We start from the raw sequence: 15,222 nt of genomic DNA, 5'->3' as shown, positions 1-15,222 counted from the left end.
TTATGCGACTATTTCTACGCTGGGTGCCTCTTGCGGGCAGTGTCCTGCTGGCCGGTTGTGCAACGACGATGAGCCAGTGCGATCCATCTGATAAGGACTCCGGGTTTCTGACTAAGCTCAGTTGCGATACGTCTGGTGCGTATCGTCAGCACATTGATCAGCGCGAGCAGATGCTGCTGAGCAGTCAGGAGGCCAATGCACTGTTTCATCAAGTCTATCGGGACATTCTGGCTCAGCAGAGCCAGACCAAAGCGAGTCTGGCCCAACAGCGGCGCAAGCAGGTCGAGCTGAACCGTTCCATGGGCCAGTTGATTCGTAGTTTGCAGGCCAGCAAAGGTCAGGAGGCCGGTGTGCAGGCCAAGCTTTCGGCTCTGGACAAGGATCTGAAAGACATCAACAAGGCCAGCGAAGACAATAGCCCGGCCATGTTGGCGCAAAAGCAGCAACGTCTGCAGCAGCTCCAGCAAAAGGTCAGTGCGTTACAGTCCAGCCTGGGATACGAATAGTCGCTTATGCAACGTGTCGTACTTGATTCTGTCGGGCCCTCCGACGCCTATGCGCAGTATCAGCACGTTTTATTGATGCTGCGTCAGCAGGCGGGGCTGTTGGCCCCGCTTTTTGCAAGCTATCAGGCAGTCGCCCCCGGAGCCTCCGGGACGGGTGCCTGGTGGACGGAGCTGCAAGGGCAGGCCAGGGCCCAGAGCGATCTGTCGCCTGTCCAGCAGCAGGCATTGCGTGCGCGCTGGACGCAGGCCGTCGATCGTCTGCGGGGACTGGTCCGTAGTCTGGACGGGCGTGGTGCCGGAGAGCAGGCTCGTGCTTTGGCTTCTTTCCTGGACAGTGGCCTGACAGGGGCTCTGTATGATGTTGGCGGTAAACCGCTTTGGGTGTTGAGCCAGAACCCCGAATTCTTGTCGCAGCCTTTGATACAGGCAGACACGACGACGGCTATGTCGGCACCCTTGCGAGCCGGGGCGGCTGCCGAGGCTGCTCCCCTTGCCGCGGATTTGGGGGCAGACGCAAATAGTCATGGTGTGCCGGAGCATGCTGACCAGAGACAATACCCATCAAGGTGGCCGTATTATTTGGCGGCATTGCTGTTGCTGATCCTGCTTGTATTGTTGTGCTGGTGGTTCAAGTGGCCTGCTTTTGCGTGGGGAGCGGGTTCAAACCGTGTTTCCCCGGCAGCCGAAACCTTAAATCAGGGCTTATCGCCAGAGTCCGGGGCGCGTGTCGGTCCGGGAGGTGTTCCAGTGTCAGCGTCCTTGGCACCGATATGCGCCAAGGACGAGGAGGGCCGGACATTAGGCCCCGAGCTTTACATTGTGTTTGATACATCCGGTTCCATGCGCTTGAGCGTGGATGCGAGCATAGAGGATCAGGATTGGTTCTTCGAGATGAATGAAGAGCAGCGCCAGGCATTGACCGGAGACGCGCGTCGGCGCGCTCAGGATCTGTTTTTGGGAACGACGCGCATCGATGCGGCGCGACAGGCGTTTGCTGCCATGGTGGATGGCTTGCCGGCACGGCAGGATATTCACCTGGTGTCTTTTTCGCCCGACTGCCGGCCTGCTCAGTATTGGGGAGGGTTTGCCGATGGGCGGCGCGAGCAGTTAAAGAGCCTGGTTCGGGGTATTGAGCCGGAGAACAGCACGAACCTGGCCGATGCCTTGTCCTTGGCCGCCAGCCGGATTGATGGGGTGGAGCGGGATGCACTGATCGTTTTGTTTGTCGATGGTGGTGACGGATGCGAAAAAGATGTCTGCGCGCTGGCGCAGGAGTTGGCGCAAACGAAACCCCGGCTGCGTATCAATGTGGTTGACATCACAGGGCAGGGCTTGGCGGCGTGTGTCGCGCAGGCGACCGGCGGCATTGTCCTGGCCCCACAGCAAGCCAGTCAGATCCCCTTGGCCCTAAGGGAGGCGACCGTGGAAGCGGTAGAGCGGACGGCGCAGGCGTGTAGATAGCGAGAGCGGGCGAAGCGGCAAGGGAACTGGTCTGTGTGTTGGGTGCGTCCTTGACCGGACTGTTTTGGCACCTGCTCATGGCCGGTTTGGCGTTAAATTACTCGTAGCGATTGGTTCACTGCTGGGCTGGTTTGACTATGGCCCGTGCGTTACTGATGAGTTCTTGATGCCTAGAAAAAAACCGCCTTCCCGTATTGTCGTTCAGCGCTCGCGCAATAATGTGAAGCGGCGTCTGGTTTCCGTCTTACCGGCGCTTGAATCTAGACTGGCTTTGGCCGAGTGTGTGCGATATGGGGCGTATTCCAAGCATAAATATAAGCCGGACGCGTATGGTCTGGCCCCTTATGCGGGCATGGATGTCGACAGAACGTACTGCGATGCGCACGCGTCTTTCGGGAAAGAGAGCGCCAGTCGGATTCCCGCCCTTTTGCGGCGGGCAGTGATGCTGGGCTTATGGTCGGAGCAACACGTAGGCGAGGTGCCCAGCCTGTTATGGACGGTTGATGAAAGCGGTTGGGTGTTTGAGCTGCGGATGACAAATGTGGCCCAGGCCCAGTATCATGGTTATCCATTGCTTTCGGGGGATGCGTTTGCGAAACGGGTGCTGGCTAGGGTCGCAGAGGTTTGTCGCGCACAGGAGAACCCAGCAGCACAAGATCCAGACCTGCGGGCTGCCATCGTGGCGGCGGAGACTTTTTACCGATGATTGATTCGCATGATCTTACGCTTTCTGCACAGTGGCCTGCAGGTAGCGATGATGTCGCCGAAATCTTCCTGAAAGTGGGAGATAAAGTCATTTCGCGTATTGAGGATACCGAAACTCAGACGATGCGGGATTGTTTTCGAGCATCCGCGCTATCTCTGGCATTTTGGTTTGCTGACCATTGGTGGCGTCTTCGATGGGAGACCATCCGGGATAATCGAGCCCCGTCGGTGGATTGGCGTTTGCGTCATGAGCTAAATTCGGCCTGTGGTGGTGCGTTATGGCCTCCCGCTATGATTTTTAGCGTAGGCAGTCGTATCGCTTTTGCGCCTTGCGTGGGTGGCAGTATGGTTGCCGGTTCTCAAAGATATTCGCCGTTCAAATTGAGTATGGTGTCGGCGTTACGCTACGAACAAGTCTTGGATGTTTTTTTCGAGGATGTTCTTGAGCATTGCGCCAGAGCCGAGGACGGCGGGGCCTTAAAGATATTGCTAGCGCAAATCGCGGCTGAGCGCCAGGACTCCGAGCTTGCCGCATGGCGACGTCTGGAGGCGTGTTTGGGGTTTGACCCGGATGCAGCCCCTGACGAGGTCATTGACGGTTTGATTAAACTCGAAGGCGTTGCGGGGGAGCAAGGGGTTGAAGAAGCGGCCCAGGCCCAGCCAGGTGTCGACGCCGCGCAGGCTTTGGATAGGGCGATAGAGGCTACACGCGCATCGGGTGTGCATGCCGATTTAAGCCTGGCCGATAGCTTGACTGATTTGAGCCTGTCCGATTACGCAAGTCCGTGGGAAATGGCTCAAGTCGCGGCTATAGAATTACGCTCTATTATCGGCGTGCCCAAGGGTTGGCTGAGTCACCAGGTTTTTGAAGATATGTTTAAGGCCCGGTGGGCCGATTTGAAAGCTGCTACGGCGACGGCCAGGGCTTTGCCGTATGGTGCTCGGTTAAGCGATGGCACAAGGTCTAAGTTGGCGTTGCAGACGGTCAAGCCTTATGATCGCCGTTTTGAGCTTGCCCGGCAGCTTGGTGATGCAATTTGGCACAGAGATGCTGGTTTTGGTGTTGTCAGTCGCACTAAAACAGACCGCCAGAAGTTTCAACGTGCGTTTGCGAATAATCTCTTATGCCCTTTTGACGATTTGCAGCGACTGATTGACCTTACTAATCCAACGCTCGAGGTCTTGCAATCGGCGGCGCGTAAGTTCGGTGTGCATCCGTCCGTAGTTCGTAATCAACTGGTCTATAAAGGTTACTTACCGTTCGAGAACGCCAGTGAAGAGTTCGAGGCTGCGTAGTTTTTGTCGGGACCATGTCTAATTCTTGCGTTGAGCATTTTTGATGGGTCGTGATTGCAGACTGGGTGAGCTCTGTCTGTAAACTTGCACAGCGCTTATGTCCTTTACTCAAACCAACCCCGAACGCCGTCTGCGCCGCATGAAATTGGCTGCCTTGGTGCTTTTGGGCATCATGGTCGGGGTGTTTTTGCTCAGCCATGCCATGATGCGCCAAGGTGCCGCTGCACCGCTTGCTGGCCTGTGGCCGTGGCTGCGGGCGTTTAGCGAGGCGGCGACGGTGGGGGCGCTGGCCGATTGGTTTGCCGTGGTCGCTTTGTTTCGTCGACCGCTGGGGCTGCCTTTGCCGCACACCGCCATTATTCCCAATAAAAAGAATAGCCTGGGCGATAGCCTGGCGGTTTTTGTGCGGGACCATTTTCTGGATTCGGCCACGATTCTGGATAAGCTCAAGGCATTGAACCCGGCGGCTCGGCTGGGGCAGTGGCTGTCCGGTCCGGAGCAAAGCCGGGTGGTGGCGGGCTATGTGCAGACCGCCTTGCGCGAGGCCTTGCGTCTGCTGGACGAGGACAGTGTCAAACGGGCCTTGACCGATGGCGTGCGTGCGTATCTGAGCAGAATCAATCTGGCGGGTTCCGCATCCGAGGTGCTGGGCTTGCTGACTCGCAATGGCCGTCATCAGCTGTTGCTCGACGAAATGTTGCAGCAGTTGGGCGGCTATCTGGCCGACGAGACCGTCAAGCAGCGGGTTGCCGCTGTTTTGCGGCGTTATGCCGAGCGCGAGTGGCCAAGCCTGTTGAAAGTCGTGGGCGTGGTGGTTTCGGTAGATGAATTGTCTGACAAGTTGGCCGATAAGCTGGCCCGGGCGCTGGTGGACGAAGTGCATGGCATTTTAAGTCAGCCCGATCACGAGTTGCGCCGGGATTACGAGCAATGGGTCCAGGCTTATATACAGCGTCTTGGCCACGATCCCGCGCTGATGGCGCAGGTCGAGTCCATCAAGCAGCGTTTGTTGCGCCACCAGGAAGTGGGTGCCTATATAGATGGCTTGTGGAACGATGTGATGCGCGCCTTGCGAGTCGATCTGGACAAAAAGGATTCCGCCGTTGCCGCGCACGTGCAGCAGGTGGCGCTGGATTTGGGACGGCGGCTGGAGCAGGACGAGCAACTGCGAATCACGCTGAATGAGCACATCTTGGCGGCGGCAGCCGGATTGGCCGAGCATGTGCGCGAGGGGGCAAAAGAGCATATTTCGCGCACGGTGCGCAACTGGGATGACAAGGATCTGGTCCGGGAGCTGGAGCTGACAGTGGGCACGGATCTGCAATATATCCGCTTTAACGGCACGCTGGTCGGCGGGCTGGTGGGGGTGGCGTTGCATGGCCTGTTGCTGCTGGGGGCGGTGTAATGCGCCGCTGGCGCTGGCGCTGGTGATGGCGGCGGTCTTGGTCAGGGATTGTCTTTCTTTTTGGGGCTTGGCGGTCGTTGCGGCGGTAAGGACTCGGTGAACGCTTTTTCGTGCTTGATGATGGCTTTTTTTCGTTCGACGCCCCAGCGGTAGCCGGTAATACCGCCGTCGCTGCGCAGAACCCGATGGCAAGGGATGAGCAGGGCAATGGGGTTGCGGGCGCAGGCTCGGGCAACGGCGCGGGTCGCCGCCGGTTCGCCGATGGCGCGGGCGATGTCGGTGTAGCTGCGTGTCTGGCCGGGCGGTATGCTGCGCAGCGCCGTCCATACGCGCAATTGGAAATCGGTGCCATGCAGCTCCAGCGGGATATCTGGTACCTTGCCGGGCGCATGCAGGTAATCCGTCAGGACGTGCAAAGCAGGGATCGCGGCGGGGTCCGTTTGCTGCAGTTGGGCAGCAGGAAAACGCGCTTGCAGTTCGGCACGCATGACTGCCTGATTGTCGCCCAGGCTGGCAGCGATCAGTTTTTTGCCGTGCATGGCTGCCAACATGAAGCCGAAATCGCACGGGGCGATGGCATAGTCCAGTTTCAGGGTGTCGGGCATGGTCAGCTCTCCTGGGCATGGTACGCCATGCGCCCCGGTGCAGATACGCCCCAAGAGCCGGCGTCATAAAGAGGGTTGGCACTTTGCTGGTGGGAAAGTGCTGCTACGCATGCGCCTTGAGCAAAGTGGTGGATGCGTCTTTATGATCCAGCCCTTGGCGTCTCAGGTCAATGTGCCTGTAAGGGCAGCGCAATCCGCCCGGTGCCAAGGCATTAGGCTCGGACGAGTGGTTTGCGCCATTGCTCAAGCGACTTTAAGCAGAGGGATAGGTTCCTGTGTAGAGTCCGGGTCGGGTATGTAGGCGGAGCGTCGATGGCCGGTGTTCAGTAACTGGATGGACAGTTTCAGCTCCAGCGCCTGTTGGCTCAGTTGGCTGACCGTATGCCCCAGGCTGAGCGCCAGATCGGCGTTGTCGTTGGTGTCCCTGTCCATATTAGAGACGGCATCGTTGATTTGGGCCAGTCCGCTGGCCTGTTCGTTCGAGGCGGTCGATATTTCGTTGATCAGGTGGGTGACATTGGAGACTGATTCCATGATTTCTTCCATGGTGGCTCTGGCCCGGTCGGCGTGGCGCGCGCCTACGGACATGCGCTCCAGGGAGTCTTCGACCAGTGTCTTGATTTCTCCGGCCGCTTGGGCGCTTTTCTGGGCCAGACTGCGTACTTCGCCTGCCACGACGGCAAAGCCGCGTCCGGCTTCGCCGGCGCGGGCGGATTCTACGGCGGCGTTCAGCGCCAGAATATTGGTCTGAAAAGCCAGCCCTTCAATCATGGCCACGATATCGCCGATACGCTCGGAACTGCTGTGGATATCCTGCATGGTGTTGACCATATCCTGTACGACTTCGCCGCCGCGTCTGGCGGTGGACAGGCTTTGATCGGCCAGCTGATTGGCCAGTCGGGCATTGTCGGCGGTCTGCTGCACGGTAATGGTGAGTTCTTCCATGCTGGCTGCCGTGCGTTGCAGGGAACCGGATTGGGCCGAAGTCCGGCTGGAGAGTTGGCGGTTTCCATCTTCGAGTTGGGTGGATACGTCCAGCGAGGATTGGATGCCTTGGTGTACATCGCGGGCCAGGCCCAGTAGGCTTTTGCGCATCATGTCCATATAGAAGTAGAGCTGCGCCACTTCCTGGCTGCGCGTGTGTTCGGGGTTGAGTTCGATCAGCAGGTTGCCGGTTGCGATCTGCTGAGCGATGTGGGTGGCGCTGTGCAGGGGGCGCATCATGCGTTGGGTGACGATCCAGCCATAGGCCAGCGTGATCAAGCCGACCAGGCTCAGCGCGCCCAAGCTACCGGTCAAGTACGCGGCGGGCGCGCCGCTGCCGGCCAGCAGTCCGGCGCACAGGGTCAGCAGGCCGCCGGTCAGCATTCCAAAGCGCAGCAGGCTGGCGCGCAGGCTGCGGTTCAGCGGCTGCAACAGGGTGCGTGCCGCCGCGCGCCAGCCGGTGGCCTGCAATTGGCCTTCCTGGATGCGATAGCCGCGCAAGCCGTGTTGAGCAATGCTCTGGTACAGGCTTTGCGCCTGGGCGATCTCGTCGGCCGACGGACGTACGCGCACAGAGGCATAGCCATTGACCCGGCCTCGTTCCACCAAGGGGATGACGCGTGCCTTGACCCAGTAAAAACCACCGTCCTTGCGCCGGTTCTTGATCAGGCCGGACCAAGGACGTTGCTGTTGCAGGGTGTGCCACAGATCCTGGAACAGGGCGCTGGGCATATGCGGGTGACGCACGATATTGTGGTGCGAACCGATCAGTTCTTCGTGGCTGAAACCGCTGATTTCGATAAAAGCAGGGTTGGCGTAGGTGATGCGGCCTTGCAGGTCTGTTTTGGAGATCAGGTAGACCTTGTCGGGTACCTGTGTTTCATGTTGGGTGATGGGGTGGTTGTCACGCATGATCAGGCCTATAGAGGGATAAGCGAACAGGAAGCGCAACCCGTTATGTTACTGATCTAACATGAAATATTGCATAGTGTTAACCATAGAATCAATATGTATCCTAGGCCTATGGCTTTCCATGTTTATTTTTAATTCGCTGGGATTTATCTTAGCGGCTTGATTTATTTATTTTATTTTTTAATGTGCCGTTATTTTTTTATTTTGTTTCGGTCTTTTTTTGTTTTGTCTAGCTGTCAGGTTTTACAGGATCGGGATTCGGAGTTCGACTCCCGATCCAGGTGTCGTGACTTAATGATTAACGACGAACGGCATTCAGGCGTGTAGAGGCGGTACGTGCGCTGCTCATATTAGCCGCAGGCGAGGGCTGATAAGACAGCACCTGGGGCGTGTTGGCATGGGCCAGTTGAGCCACAGCGGGTGCAGCCCCGGCTTTGCTGTCCGAGCCGGTGTTAAGGGCTTTGATGGCGTCGGCCAGTTCGGAGGCTTCCTGGGCCAGATCGCTCATGGTGTTGCCCAGGTCCTGAACCAGAGCGGCGTTTTGTTGCGTTACGCCGTCCATCTTGGCCATGGCTTGATTGATCTGGTCCAGGCCGCTGGCCTGCTCGATGGAGGCGGTCGAGATTTCGCCGATGATGTCGGTGACGCGCTTGACCGAGTCCACGACATCGCCCATGGTGTCGCCGGCTCGGGAGGCTTGCTCGGCCCCTTTGGCCATGCGTCCTACCGATTCATCGATCAGCGTCTTGATTTCGCCGGCCGCTTGCGAGCTTTTCTGCGCCAGGCTGCGTACTTCGCCGGCTACGACGGCAAAGCCGCGTCCGGCTTCGCCGGCGCGGGCCGATTCGACAGCGGCATTCAGCGCCAGGATATTGGTCTGGAAAGCAATCCCTTCGATGACGGTCACAATATCGCCGATGCGCCGCGAGCTGTCATGGATGCCTTGCATGGTTTCTACGACTTCGTTGACCACGGCACCGCCGCGCTGCGCGATCTGCATGCTGGCATCCGCCAGCTGGCTGGCCTGATTGGCGTTGTCCGCATTCTGGCGCACGGTCACGGTCAGTTCTTCCATGCTGGCGGCCGTCTCTTGCAGAGAAGCGGCCTGGTCTTCGGTGCGGGCGGCCAGATTGGTGTTGTTGACCTCCAGGATGCGGGCGGCGTGAATAGAGGCGTCGATGCCGTGGCGCGCATCGCTGGCGATGCCCACCAGGCTTTTGCGCATCAGATCCAGGCAAAAGTACAGTTGCCCGATTTCCGAGTTGCCTTCACTGGAGCTGATGTCGATATCCAGTTGCAGATTGCCGGTGGCGATCTGCTGGGCGATCAGGGAGGCCTGATCCAGTGGGCGGATGACGCGCTGGGCAATCAGCCAGCCATAGCCCATCATGGCGGCGCTGGCCAGGCACAGCACGCCGGTCAGCCAGATGCCTGAGCCCTGGGGCACGCCGCCGGTCAGGGCGAAATACAGGGCTGCACCTGTTGTCGCCAAGGCCAGCGTGCCCATGCGAAACAAACTGGCGCGCAAAGAATTGCTGAAGGGCTTGCGCAGCAGTTGCAAGCCGCGTCGCCACCCGGTGGGGACTTTACGCCCTTCAAAGACCCGATAGCCTTGGGCACGGCCTTCGTTTACGGCACGATAGAACTGATCGGCTTCGGTAATCTGCTCTTGGGTGGGTTGTACCCGCACCGAGGCGTAGCCGGTAACCGTGCCATGTTCGTAGATGGGCACGGCCATGGCGTAAACCCAGTAAAAGCCGCCGTCCTTGCGCCGGTTCTTGACCACGCCCATCCAGGGACGTTCTTTTTGCAGAGTGTCCCACAGGTCCTGGAAGGCCTCGGGCGGCATGTCGGGATGGCGCACGATATTGTGCGCCTTGCCGATCAGTTCTTCTCGCGAGAATCCGCTGATGGCGACAAAGGCGGCATTGGCATACGTAATGCGGCCTTTCAGGTCGGTCTTGGAAATCAGATACTGATCTGCCCGGACACGTACCTCGTCCTGGGTAATAGGGAAATTCTTACGCATTCGTCATCCTGCAGGGACACAAGAAGTGGCGCTCGGGGTCAGGCGAGCCGGAAAGAACCGTCCGAAGACGCATGCACGGCAAGTCTTTTCAGAATATGACCTTGAACCAAGCAAATCCCTCTATTTTTGCCAATGGCTGACGTGTGCAAAGGGGGAATCTAGGCGCATATCCGGTGTCTGACCGACGACTTGGGCTGACATAAGGCTTGAACGATACGGTTTATCGCCTTTACGGATAGACATTTTTTTTCTTTAGGTCTCTATTTTTTTGGCGCGATTATTTGATGGCTTATTTATTTGCCCTTTTGTACGGCAAGAGACAGGGGGGCGCTGCGGCGTATCGGGGGCAGCGTTTATAATTCGGCCACCTCGTCTGTGTACAGGGATCTTTTCAAGGAGAGCTTGTGATCGAACTGCAGGAACCCGTAGTCAGCGCCGAATTGGTGGCTGTGCTGGTGGCCGTCACCGATGGCGAGCCGCGCGTGCTGACCACCGATGCGGGTCAGGCCTTGCCGGCGGGGCCGTTTCAGCAGACGCATCGCTCTTTGCAGACAGGCCTGCGTGATTGGGTAGAGGCGCAGACGCATCATCCTGTGGGGTATGTAGAACAGTTGTATACCTTTGCCGACCGCGATCGTTTCGACGCCCACGGCGCGCGCGTGGTATCGGTCAGCTATGTCGGTTTGACCCGGGAGGTCGGGCGTCCGGATGTGGCCCAGGTGATCTGGCAGGACTGTTATCGCTACTTTCCTTGGGAAGACTGGCGGCAGGGCGCGCCCGAGTTGATCCGGCAAGTCATAGGGCCTGCCTTGGCGCAGTGGTGCGCGCAAGAGCCTGAGCTTGAGGCCATGCGCCGTCAACGGGTGCTGTATAGCTTTGGTCTGGAGGGGGCGACCTGGAACGAGGACTTTGTCCTGCAGCGCTACGAGTTGTTGTACGAGGCAGGCTTATTGCCCGAAGCGCGTCGACGACGCGAACCGCGCCCGGATGCCGTGGGGCAGGAGAACCGCCTGGGCTTGCCCATGATGCACGATCATCGCCGTATTCTGGCGACCGGTTTGGCGCGCTTGCGGGCCAAGATCAAGTACAGGCCTGTGGTATTTGAGTTGATGCCGCCAGAATTTACCCTATTGCAATTGCAGCAGGCCGTGGAGGCGCTGGCCGGACGAGGACTGCATAAGCAGAATTTCCGACGGCTGATTATCGAGCAGCAGGCCTTGGTCGAGGAGACGGGGGGCATTAGCCTTGGAGGTTCGGGCCGTCCCGCCAAGTTGTTCCGCTTTCGTGGCGATGTTTTGCTGGAGCGCGCCATCTCGGGCAGCAAGCTGCCCTTGGCTAAACAGGCCCGATAGGTAAAAGAAGCCGGGGTCTGTGGCTTGACACCGTTTATGCTCAGGACTAGCATAAGCTGCAATGCCAACAGGCCTTATTTTTTATATCATCAAATACTCAAAATGAGCATAAAAGAAATCAACCAGCCTGCCGGACAGGTGGCGACGACCGCGACAGGCCGGGTGCCCCCCTTGCCTGATGTCATTCTGGAACCCCTGGTACGTGCGGCCTTGCAGGAAGACCTGGGCCGTGCGGGCGACCTGACCACCGATGCCATTGTCTCGCCAGAGGCACGTACCCAGACCCGGCTGGTGGCCCGCGAACAGGGTGTGTTGGCAGGCCTGGACCTGGCGCGTATTGCCTTCAAGCTGTTGGACCCGGAATTGCGTTTCGAGGCGAAGCTGCAAGATGGCGATGATCTGGTGCCCGGTGCCGAAATCGCTGTCATCAGTGGGTCGGCCCGCGCCATGCTGACCGCCGAGCGGTGTGCCTTGAATTTTCTGGGGCATTTAAGCGGTGTGGCCTCGGCCACGGCATCGATTGCTCGGGCCATTGCTCCATACGGCACCAAAGTCACCTGCACGCGCAAAACTATGCCCGGCATGCGTGCCCTGCAAAAATATGCGGTGCGAGTGGGCGGCGGAAGCAATCACCGGTTTGGTCTGGACGACGCCGTGCTGATCAAGGATAACCACATTGCCGTGGCAGGCGGCGTGCGCGCGGCTGTCCAGGCGGCCCGTGCCTATATCGGTCATCTGGTCTGCATCGAGGTCGAGGTGGATACCTTGGAGCAATTGGACGAAGTGCTGGCATTGGGGGTGGACAGTATCTTGCTGGACAATATGGACACCGACACCTTGAAGCTGGCTGTCGCCCGTGTGGCGGGCCGGGCCAAGACTGAAGCCTCCGGGCGCATCACGCCGGAGACCGCTGTGCAGATTGCGCGTTGCGGCGTGGACCGGATTGCGGTGGGTTGGATTACTCATAGCGCCCGGGTGCTGGATATAGGCCTGGACGCCTGAACCGGCCAAGACTGTGACTGGAAGCTTTATGTTGTTGTTCTTAAAGCGTTGCACCCTGGTGGGTGCGGCGCTGGCCGCTTCGTTGGCACTGTCCGGACCTGTCAATGGCACCACTGCTGCGCAGGCGCAGGCTTATCCCAGCCGCCCGATCACGATTATTGTCACATTTCCCCCAGGGGGAGGTACCGATCTGTTGGCCCGCAAGTTGGGCGAACGGCTGCACAAAAGCCTGGGGCAGGCTGTTATTGTCGATAACCGGCCAGGGGCCAGCGGCAATATCGGTGCGCGTGCCGTGGCGTATGCGCGGGCCGATGGCCATACCTTGCTGATGGCCAATAGCTCTTTCGCCATTAACCCCGGCGTTTACCGCGATCTGGGTTTTGACCCCAAGGGGGATCTTGCGCCGGTGGCCAATGTGGGCTTTGTGCCTTCTGTGGTGGTGACCGCTGCCGATTCGGACATTGCGTCCTTGCAGCAGGTCTTGCAGGTGCGCTCGGAACCGGCGTTGGCTTTTGCATCTTGTGGCAATGGTACGCCCCAGCATCTGACCGCAGAAATGCTGCACCAGGTCAGCGGCGTTTCTTTGTTGCATATTCCGTATCGGGGCTGTGGTCCGGCTTTGAACGATGTGGCGGCTGGCCAAGTGCCGGTGGGCATTGTCACTCTGTCCAGCGCCTCGGCGCTGATCGCATCCGGACATTTGCGTGCTTTGGCGGTGACGTCGCCCCAGCGTAGTCCTGTTTTGCCCCAGGTGCCGACCGTGGCGCAGATCCTGGGCCAGCCGTTCGAGCTGGATCAGTGGCATGGTTTATTGGCACCGTCCCACACGCCGCCAGCCGTGTTGCAGCGCCTGAATAATGCGGTGCAACAGGCCGTGGCCGAGCCGGCATTGCAACAAGAGCTACTGGCCCTGGGCTATACGCCCCAGGCACCGGATGCCCAGGCAAGCGTGCAGGGGTTTCGGGACAGGGTGTGGGGAGATATAGATCGCTTTGGGCGACTGGCCGGCACGATGGGCCTGCAGGTCGATTAGCATGCCAGGCCAGCCAGAAGGAGCGCCCGTGCTGGAACGGGCGCGTGCTTCAGAATAAAGGGTCTTCGTCGGGAACGTCTAGAACGGGCTGGGCGCTGAACCAGTGTTTTTCCAGCAGCAGGGTATGGATAAGCCCGTCTTTGCTGCAAGGCGGTGCAATTTCGATCTGGCCGCGCTGGCTTCCGTCTTGGTTGAAGTTATCGGCTTCTACTTCGGCGGCGGCGTAATAGGCATCCAGATTCAAATCAGGCAGACCACGATCCAGCACGAATTGGCGAACAGCCTCACGGCCCAGCTCGGTCAGAGAGTAGGTGTTGTTCATGGTGTGCTCCTTGATCAACGATAAAGACAAATGATAGCGTCTTGATCGTAGCATGGCCAAAGCGCATCGCGCCGGGGCAGGCCGCCGGCCGTCCCCGGCAGAACGCCTAGCTGACCAGGCCCGGTGTGGTCAGAATCAAGTCTCTCATGGCCTGATGGTAGCGGACATAGCCCGTGCAGCGGCAGATGTGATTCTGCAGGCCTTCTGCCACCTTGGTTTCGACCTGTTCACGCGCAACGGGTTTTTTCTGCAATGCTCCATACAGCACGATACCGGCGTTGACAAAGCCCGGCGTACAGTAGCCGCACTGGAAGGCAAAATGCTCCAGAAAGGCCTGCTGCACTGGATGCAGTTCGGTGACCTTGTCCTGATCGTCGCGCCGGGCGTGCGCTTCGATGGTTCGTACTTTTTTGCCTTCAAAGTAGCTGGCCGGCGTGATACAGGTCTGTATTTCTTCGCTGCGCCCGGCCGGGTGGTCGACGATTACCACACAGGCGTGGCAAATACCCATCCCGCAGCCCAGGTGTGTGCCGGTCAAGCCGGCGTATTCGTGCAGAAAGTCGATCATAGGCAGATCCTGGCTGACTTCCATCGCTTGCAGGTCTACCCGGTTGATGTTCAGGCGCAGTTTTTTGTTTGGCTTGCTCATGCCAGACGCTCCTTGATTTTTTCGGCGGTCACGGGCAGTTCACGAAAGAATTGCCCGGTGGCGTGATTTACGCCGCTGACGGCGGAAGCAATAATCGGGATCATGACCACTTCAGCAATGCCCTTGGGGGCATCGGTTTCGGACAGGGGCTCCAACAGCTCAAAGCGGGTATTCCAGACCGCCACATCCTTGGCACGCGGCAGGCGGTAGCGATGAAAGTTCCAGGTTCCGTCGCCGGGGCCTCCCTCGTACAGCGGCATGTCTTCATACCAGGCTTGCCCCAGGCCCATGGCCAGTCCACCTTCGGCCTGACTCATGACCAGTTGCGGCACAATGGGCGCGCCGCAGTCTACCCAGGTGTGCGCGGATAGCAGCGTTTGTTCGCCGCTCTTGCGGTCGACTTGCACCTCGGTCAGCACCCCGACGGCCGAGTAATACAGATAGCCGCCGCGTCGTCGCGACACGGGCGGGTAGGAGATGTTGCGCCGCACAGAGCTGCCTGGAGAGGGGACTTGTCAGATCCGAGGGTAGGGTTGGTGGCCAAATTGCATGCGTGTCTCCGAATCGTTGTAGTTGTATGGAGCCTTGCCAACCCGTTGTTTTCCGTTGGGCAGCTTGACTCAGCCTGATTCGATTAGTTCACTAACCTTGTAAGGATCAAGTTGTTAGGATAGTGACGGAGAATGGATTCGATTTGAATGATAATGATTATATTGATTTTGTTATCATCCATTTTTGTTCATTAAGAACAGTGGGTTACAGTCGGCTTTTCGATTCTTGGTGTTTTTACTGATCGACTCGTGGACAAGGGTTTCGGTGGCTGGCCGGTTTGGCTGCATCGTTTTCGGTTGCGCAGCCTGTAGCAGTATCACAGCCTGTGGCAGGCTTTGCGAAGGCCTGGATTGCTGACAGTCCAATCTGTTGCACCGGTTGATGGCTGTTTCGGCCAAGTTATCTATCG

General features: G+C 58.7%; 14 protein-coding genes. 8 read left to right on the top strand and 6 right to left on the bottom strand.

Annotation, left to right across the window (positions count from 1 at the left end; genetic code table 11):
* The first annotated feature begins 2 nt into the window (after nt 1-2).
* The 5 genes from AADW57_RS11250 to AADW57_RS11230 all read left to right on the top strand — a co-directional run bounded on the left by AADW57_RS11250 (nt 3) and on the right by AADW57_RS11230 (nt 5,373).
* Complete coding sequence (locus AADW57_RS11250) at nt 3-506, top strand: hypothetical protein (RefSeq protein WP_341666990.1); 504 nt, start codon at nt 3-5, stop codon at nt 504-506.
* Nucleotides 507-512: 6 nt separating this feature from the next.
* Nucleotides 513-1,967, top strand: coding sequence for a VWA domain-containing protein (locus AADW57_RS11245; RefSeq protein WP_341666989.1), 1,455 nt, complete (start codon nt 513-515; stop codon nt 1,965-1,967).
* Nucleotides 1,968-2,031: 64 nt separating this feature from the next.
* Entirely contained in the window at nt 2,032-2,673 is a 642-nt protein-coding gene (locus tag AADW57_RS11240) for a hypothetical protein (protein ID WP_341666988.1), read from the top strand.
* Nucleotides 2,670-3,968: a hypothetical protein gene (locus AADW57_RS11235; protein WP_341666987.1), complete on the top strand. Its 1,299-nt coding sequence runs from the start codon at nt 2,670-2,672 to the stop codon at nt 3,966-3,968. Before AADW57_RS11240 ends, AADW57_RS11235 begins: the two co-directional genes overlap by 4 nt.
* 97 nt (nt 3,969-4,065) lie before the next feature.
* A complete protein-coding gene (locus AADW57_RS11230; protein WP_341666986.1) occupies nt 4,066-5,373 on the top strand; it encodes a DUF445 domain-containing protein in 1,308 nt (435 codons plus the stop codon).
* 41 nt (nt 5,374-5,414) lie between these two features.
* Here the strand turns inward: AADW57_RS11230 and AADW57_RS11225 are convergent, their stop codons facing one another.
* The 3 genes from AADW57_RS11225 to AADW57_RS11215 form a co-directional block, all read right to left on the bottom strand.
* A complete protein-coding gene (locus AADW57_RS11225; protein WP_341666985.1) occupies nt 5,415-5,978 on the bottom strand; it encodes a methylated-DNA--[protein]-cysteine S-methyltransferase in 564 nt (187 codons plus the stop codon).
* Between the two features lie 243 nt (nt 5,979-6,221).
* Nucleotides 6,222-7,874: a methyl-accepting chemotaxis protein gene (locus tag AADW57_RS11220; RefSeq protein ID WP_341666984.1), complete on the bottom strand. Its 1,653-nt coding sequence runs from the start codon at nt 7,872-7,874 to the stop codon at nt 6,222-6,224.
* A 298-nt stretch (nt 7,875-8,172) separates the two neighbouring features.
* On the bottom strand, nt 8,173-9,903 hold the full coding sequence (locus tag AADW57_RS11215; RefSeq protein WP_341666983.1) for a methyl-accepting chemotaxis protein: 1,731 nt from the start codon (nt 9,901-9,903) through the stop codon (nt 8,173-8,175).
* Between the two features lie 404 nt (nt 9,904-10,307).
* Here AADW57_RS11215 and AADW57_RS11210 point away from each other — a divergent pair, with 404 nt between their 5' ends.
* The 3 genes from AADW57_RS11210 (at nt 10,308) to AADW57_RS11200 (ending at nt 13,290) form a co-directional block, all read left to right on the top strand.
* Nucleotides 10,308-11,255 (top strand): NUDIX hydrolase, encoded by a 948-nt coding sequence (locus tag AADW57_RS11210; RefSeq protein WP_341666982.1) that lies wholly within the window; start codon nt 10,308-10,310, stop codon nt 11,253-11,255.
* Between the two features lie 102 nt (nt 11,256-11,357).
* A complete protein-coding gene (gene nadC, locus AADW57_RS11205; protein WP_341666981.1) occupies nt 11,358-12,257 on the top strand; it encodes a carboxylating nicotinate-nucleotide diphosphorylase in 900 nt (299 codons plus the stop codon).
* A gap of 28 nt (nt 12,258-12,285) precedes the next feature.
* Nucleotides 12,286-13,290, top strand: a complete 1,005-nt coding sequence (locus AADW57_RS11200; protein ID WP_341666980.1) for a tripartite tricarboxylate transporter substrate binding protein — start codon at nt 12,286-12,288, stop codon at nt 13,288-13,290.
* Nucleotides 13,291-13,339: 49 nt separating this feature from the next.
* Here the strand turns inward: AADW57_RS11200 and AADW57_RS11195 are convergent, their stop codons facing one another.
* From AADW57_RS11195 to AADW57_RS11185, 3 genes are all read right to left on the bottom strand, one after another.
* Entirely contained in the window at nt 13,340-13,612 is a 273-nt protein-coding gene (locus tag AADW57_RS11195; protein WP_341666979.1) for a hypothetical protein, read from the bottom strand.
* 106 nt (nt 13,613-13,718) lie between these two features.
* A complete protein-coding gene (locus tag AADW57_RS11190; protein ID WP_341666978.1) occupies nt 13,719-14,261 on the bottom strand; it encodes a (2Fe-2S)-binding protein in 543 nt (180 codons plus the stop codon).
* Entirely contained in the window at nt 14,258-14,752 is a 495-nt protein-coding gene (locus AADW57_RS11185) for a molybdopterin cofactor-binding domain-containing protein (RefSeq protein WP_341666977.1), read from the bottom strand. Before AADW57_RS11185 ends, AADW57_RS11190 begins: the two co-directional genes overlap by 4 nt.
* Nucleotides 14,753-15,222: the final 470 nt, after the last annotated feature.

Origin of the sequence: Alcaligenes sp. SDU_A2, from assembly GCF_038237375.1 — a bacterium.
GTDB lineage: Bacteria > Pseudomonadota > Gammaproteobacteria > Burkholderiales > Burkholderiaceae_B > Alcaligenes.
The sequence above is the reverse complement of the archived record's forward strand: the minus strand, read 5'-3'. Positions and strand labels throughout refer to the sequence as shown.

Bases quoted from the DNA above. Each gene is read 5' to 3' on its own strand.
- AADW57_RS11250 (WP_341666990.1), top strand. From the start codon at position 3: ATGCGACTATTTCTACGCTGGGTGCCTCTTGCGGGCAGTGTCCTGCTG.
- AADW57_RS11245 (WP_341666989.1), top strand. From the start codon at position 513: ATGCAACGTGTCGTACTTGATTCTGTCGGGCCCTCCGACGCCTATGCG.
- AADW57_RS11235 (WP_341666987.1), top strand. From the start codon at position 2,670: ATGATTGATTCGCATGATCTTACGCTTTCTGCACAGTGGCCTGCAGGT.
- AADW57_RS11230 (WP_341666986.1), top strand. From the start codon at position 4,066: ATGTCCTTTACTCAAACCAACCCCGAACGCCGTCTGCGCCGCATGAAA.
- AADW57_RS11225 (WP_341666985.1), bottom strand. From the start codon at position 5,978: ATGCCCGACACCCTGAAACTGGACTATGCCATCGCCCCGTGCGATTTC.
- AADW57_RS11220 (WP_341666984.1), bottom strand. From the start codon at position 7,874: ATGCGTGACAACCACCCCATCACCCAACATGAAACACAGGTACCCGAC.
- AADW57_RS11215 (WP_341666983.1), bottom strand. From the start codon at position 9,903: ATGCGTAAGAATTTCCCTATTACCCAGGACGAGGTACGTGTCCGGGCA.
- nadC (WP_341666981.1), top strand. From the start codon at position 11,358: ATGAGCATAAAAGAAATCAACCAGCCTGCCGGACAGGTGGCGACGACC.
- AADW57_RS11200 (WP_341666980.1), top strand. From the start codon at position 12,286: ATGTTGTTGTTCTTAAAGCGTTGCACCCTGGTGGGTGCGGCGCTGGCC.
- AADW57_RS11195 (WP_341666979.1), bottom strand. From the start codon at position 13,612: ATGAACAACACCTACTCTCTGACCGAGCTGGGCCGTGAGGCTGTTCGC.
- AADW57_RS11190 (WP_341666978.1), bottom strand. From the start codon at position 14,261: ATGAGCAAGCCAAACAAAAAACTGCGCCTGAACATCAACCGGGTAGAC.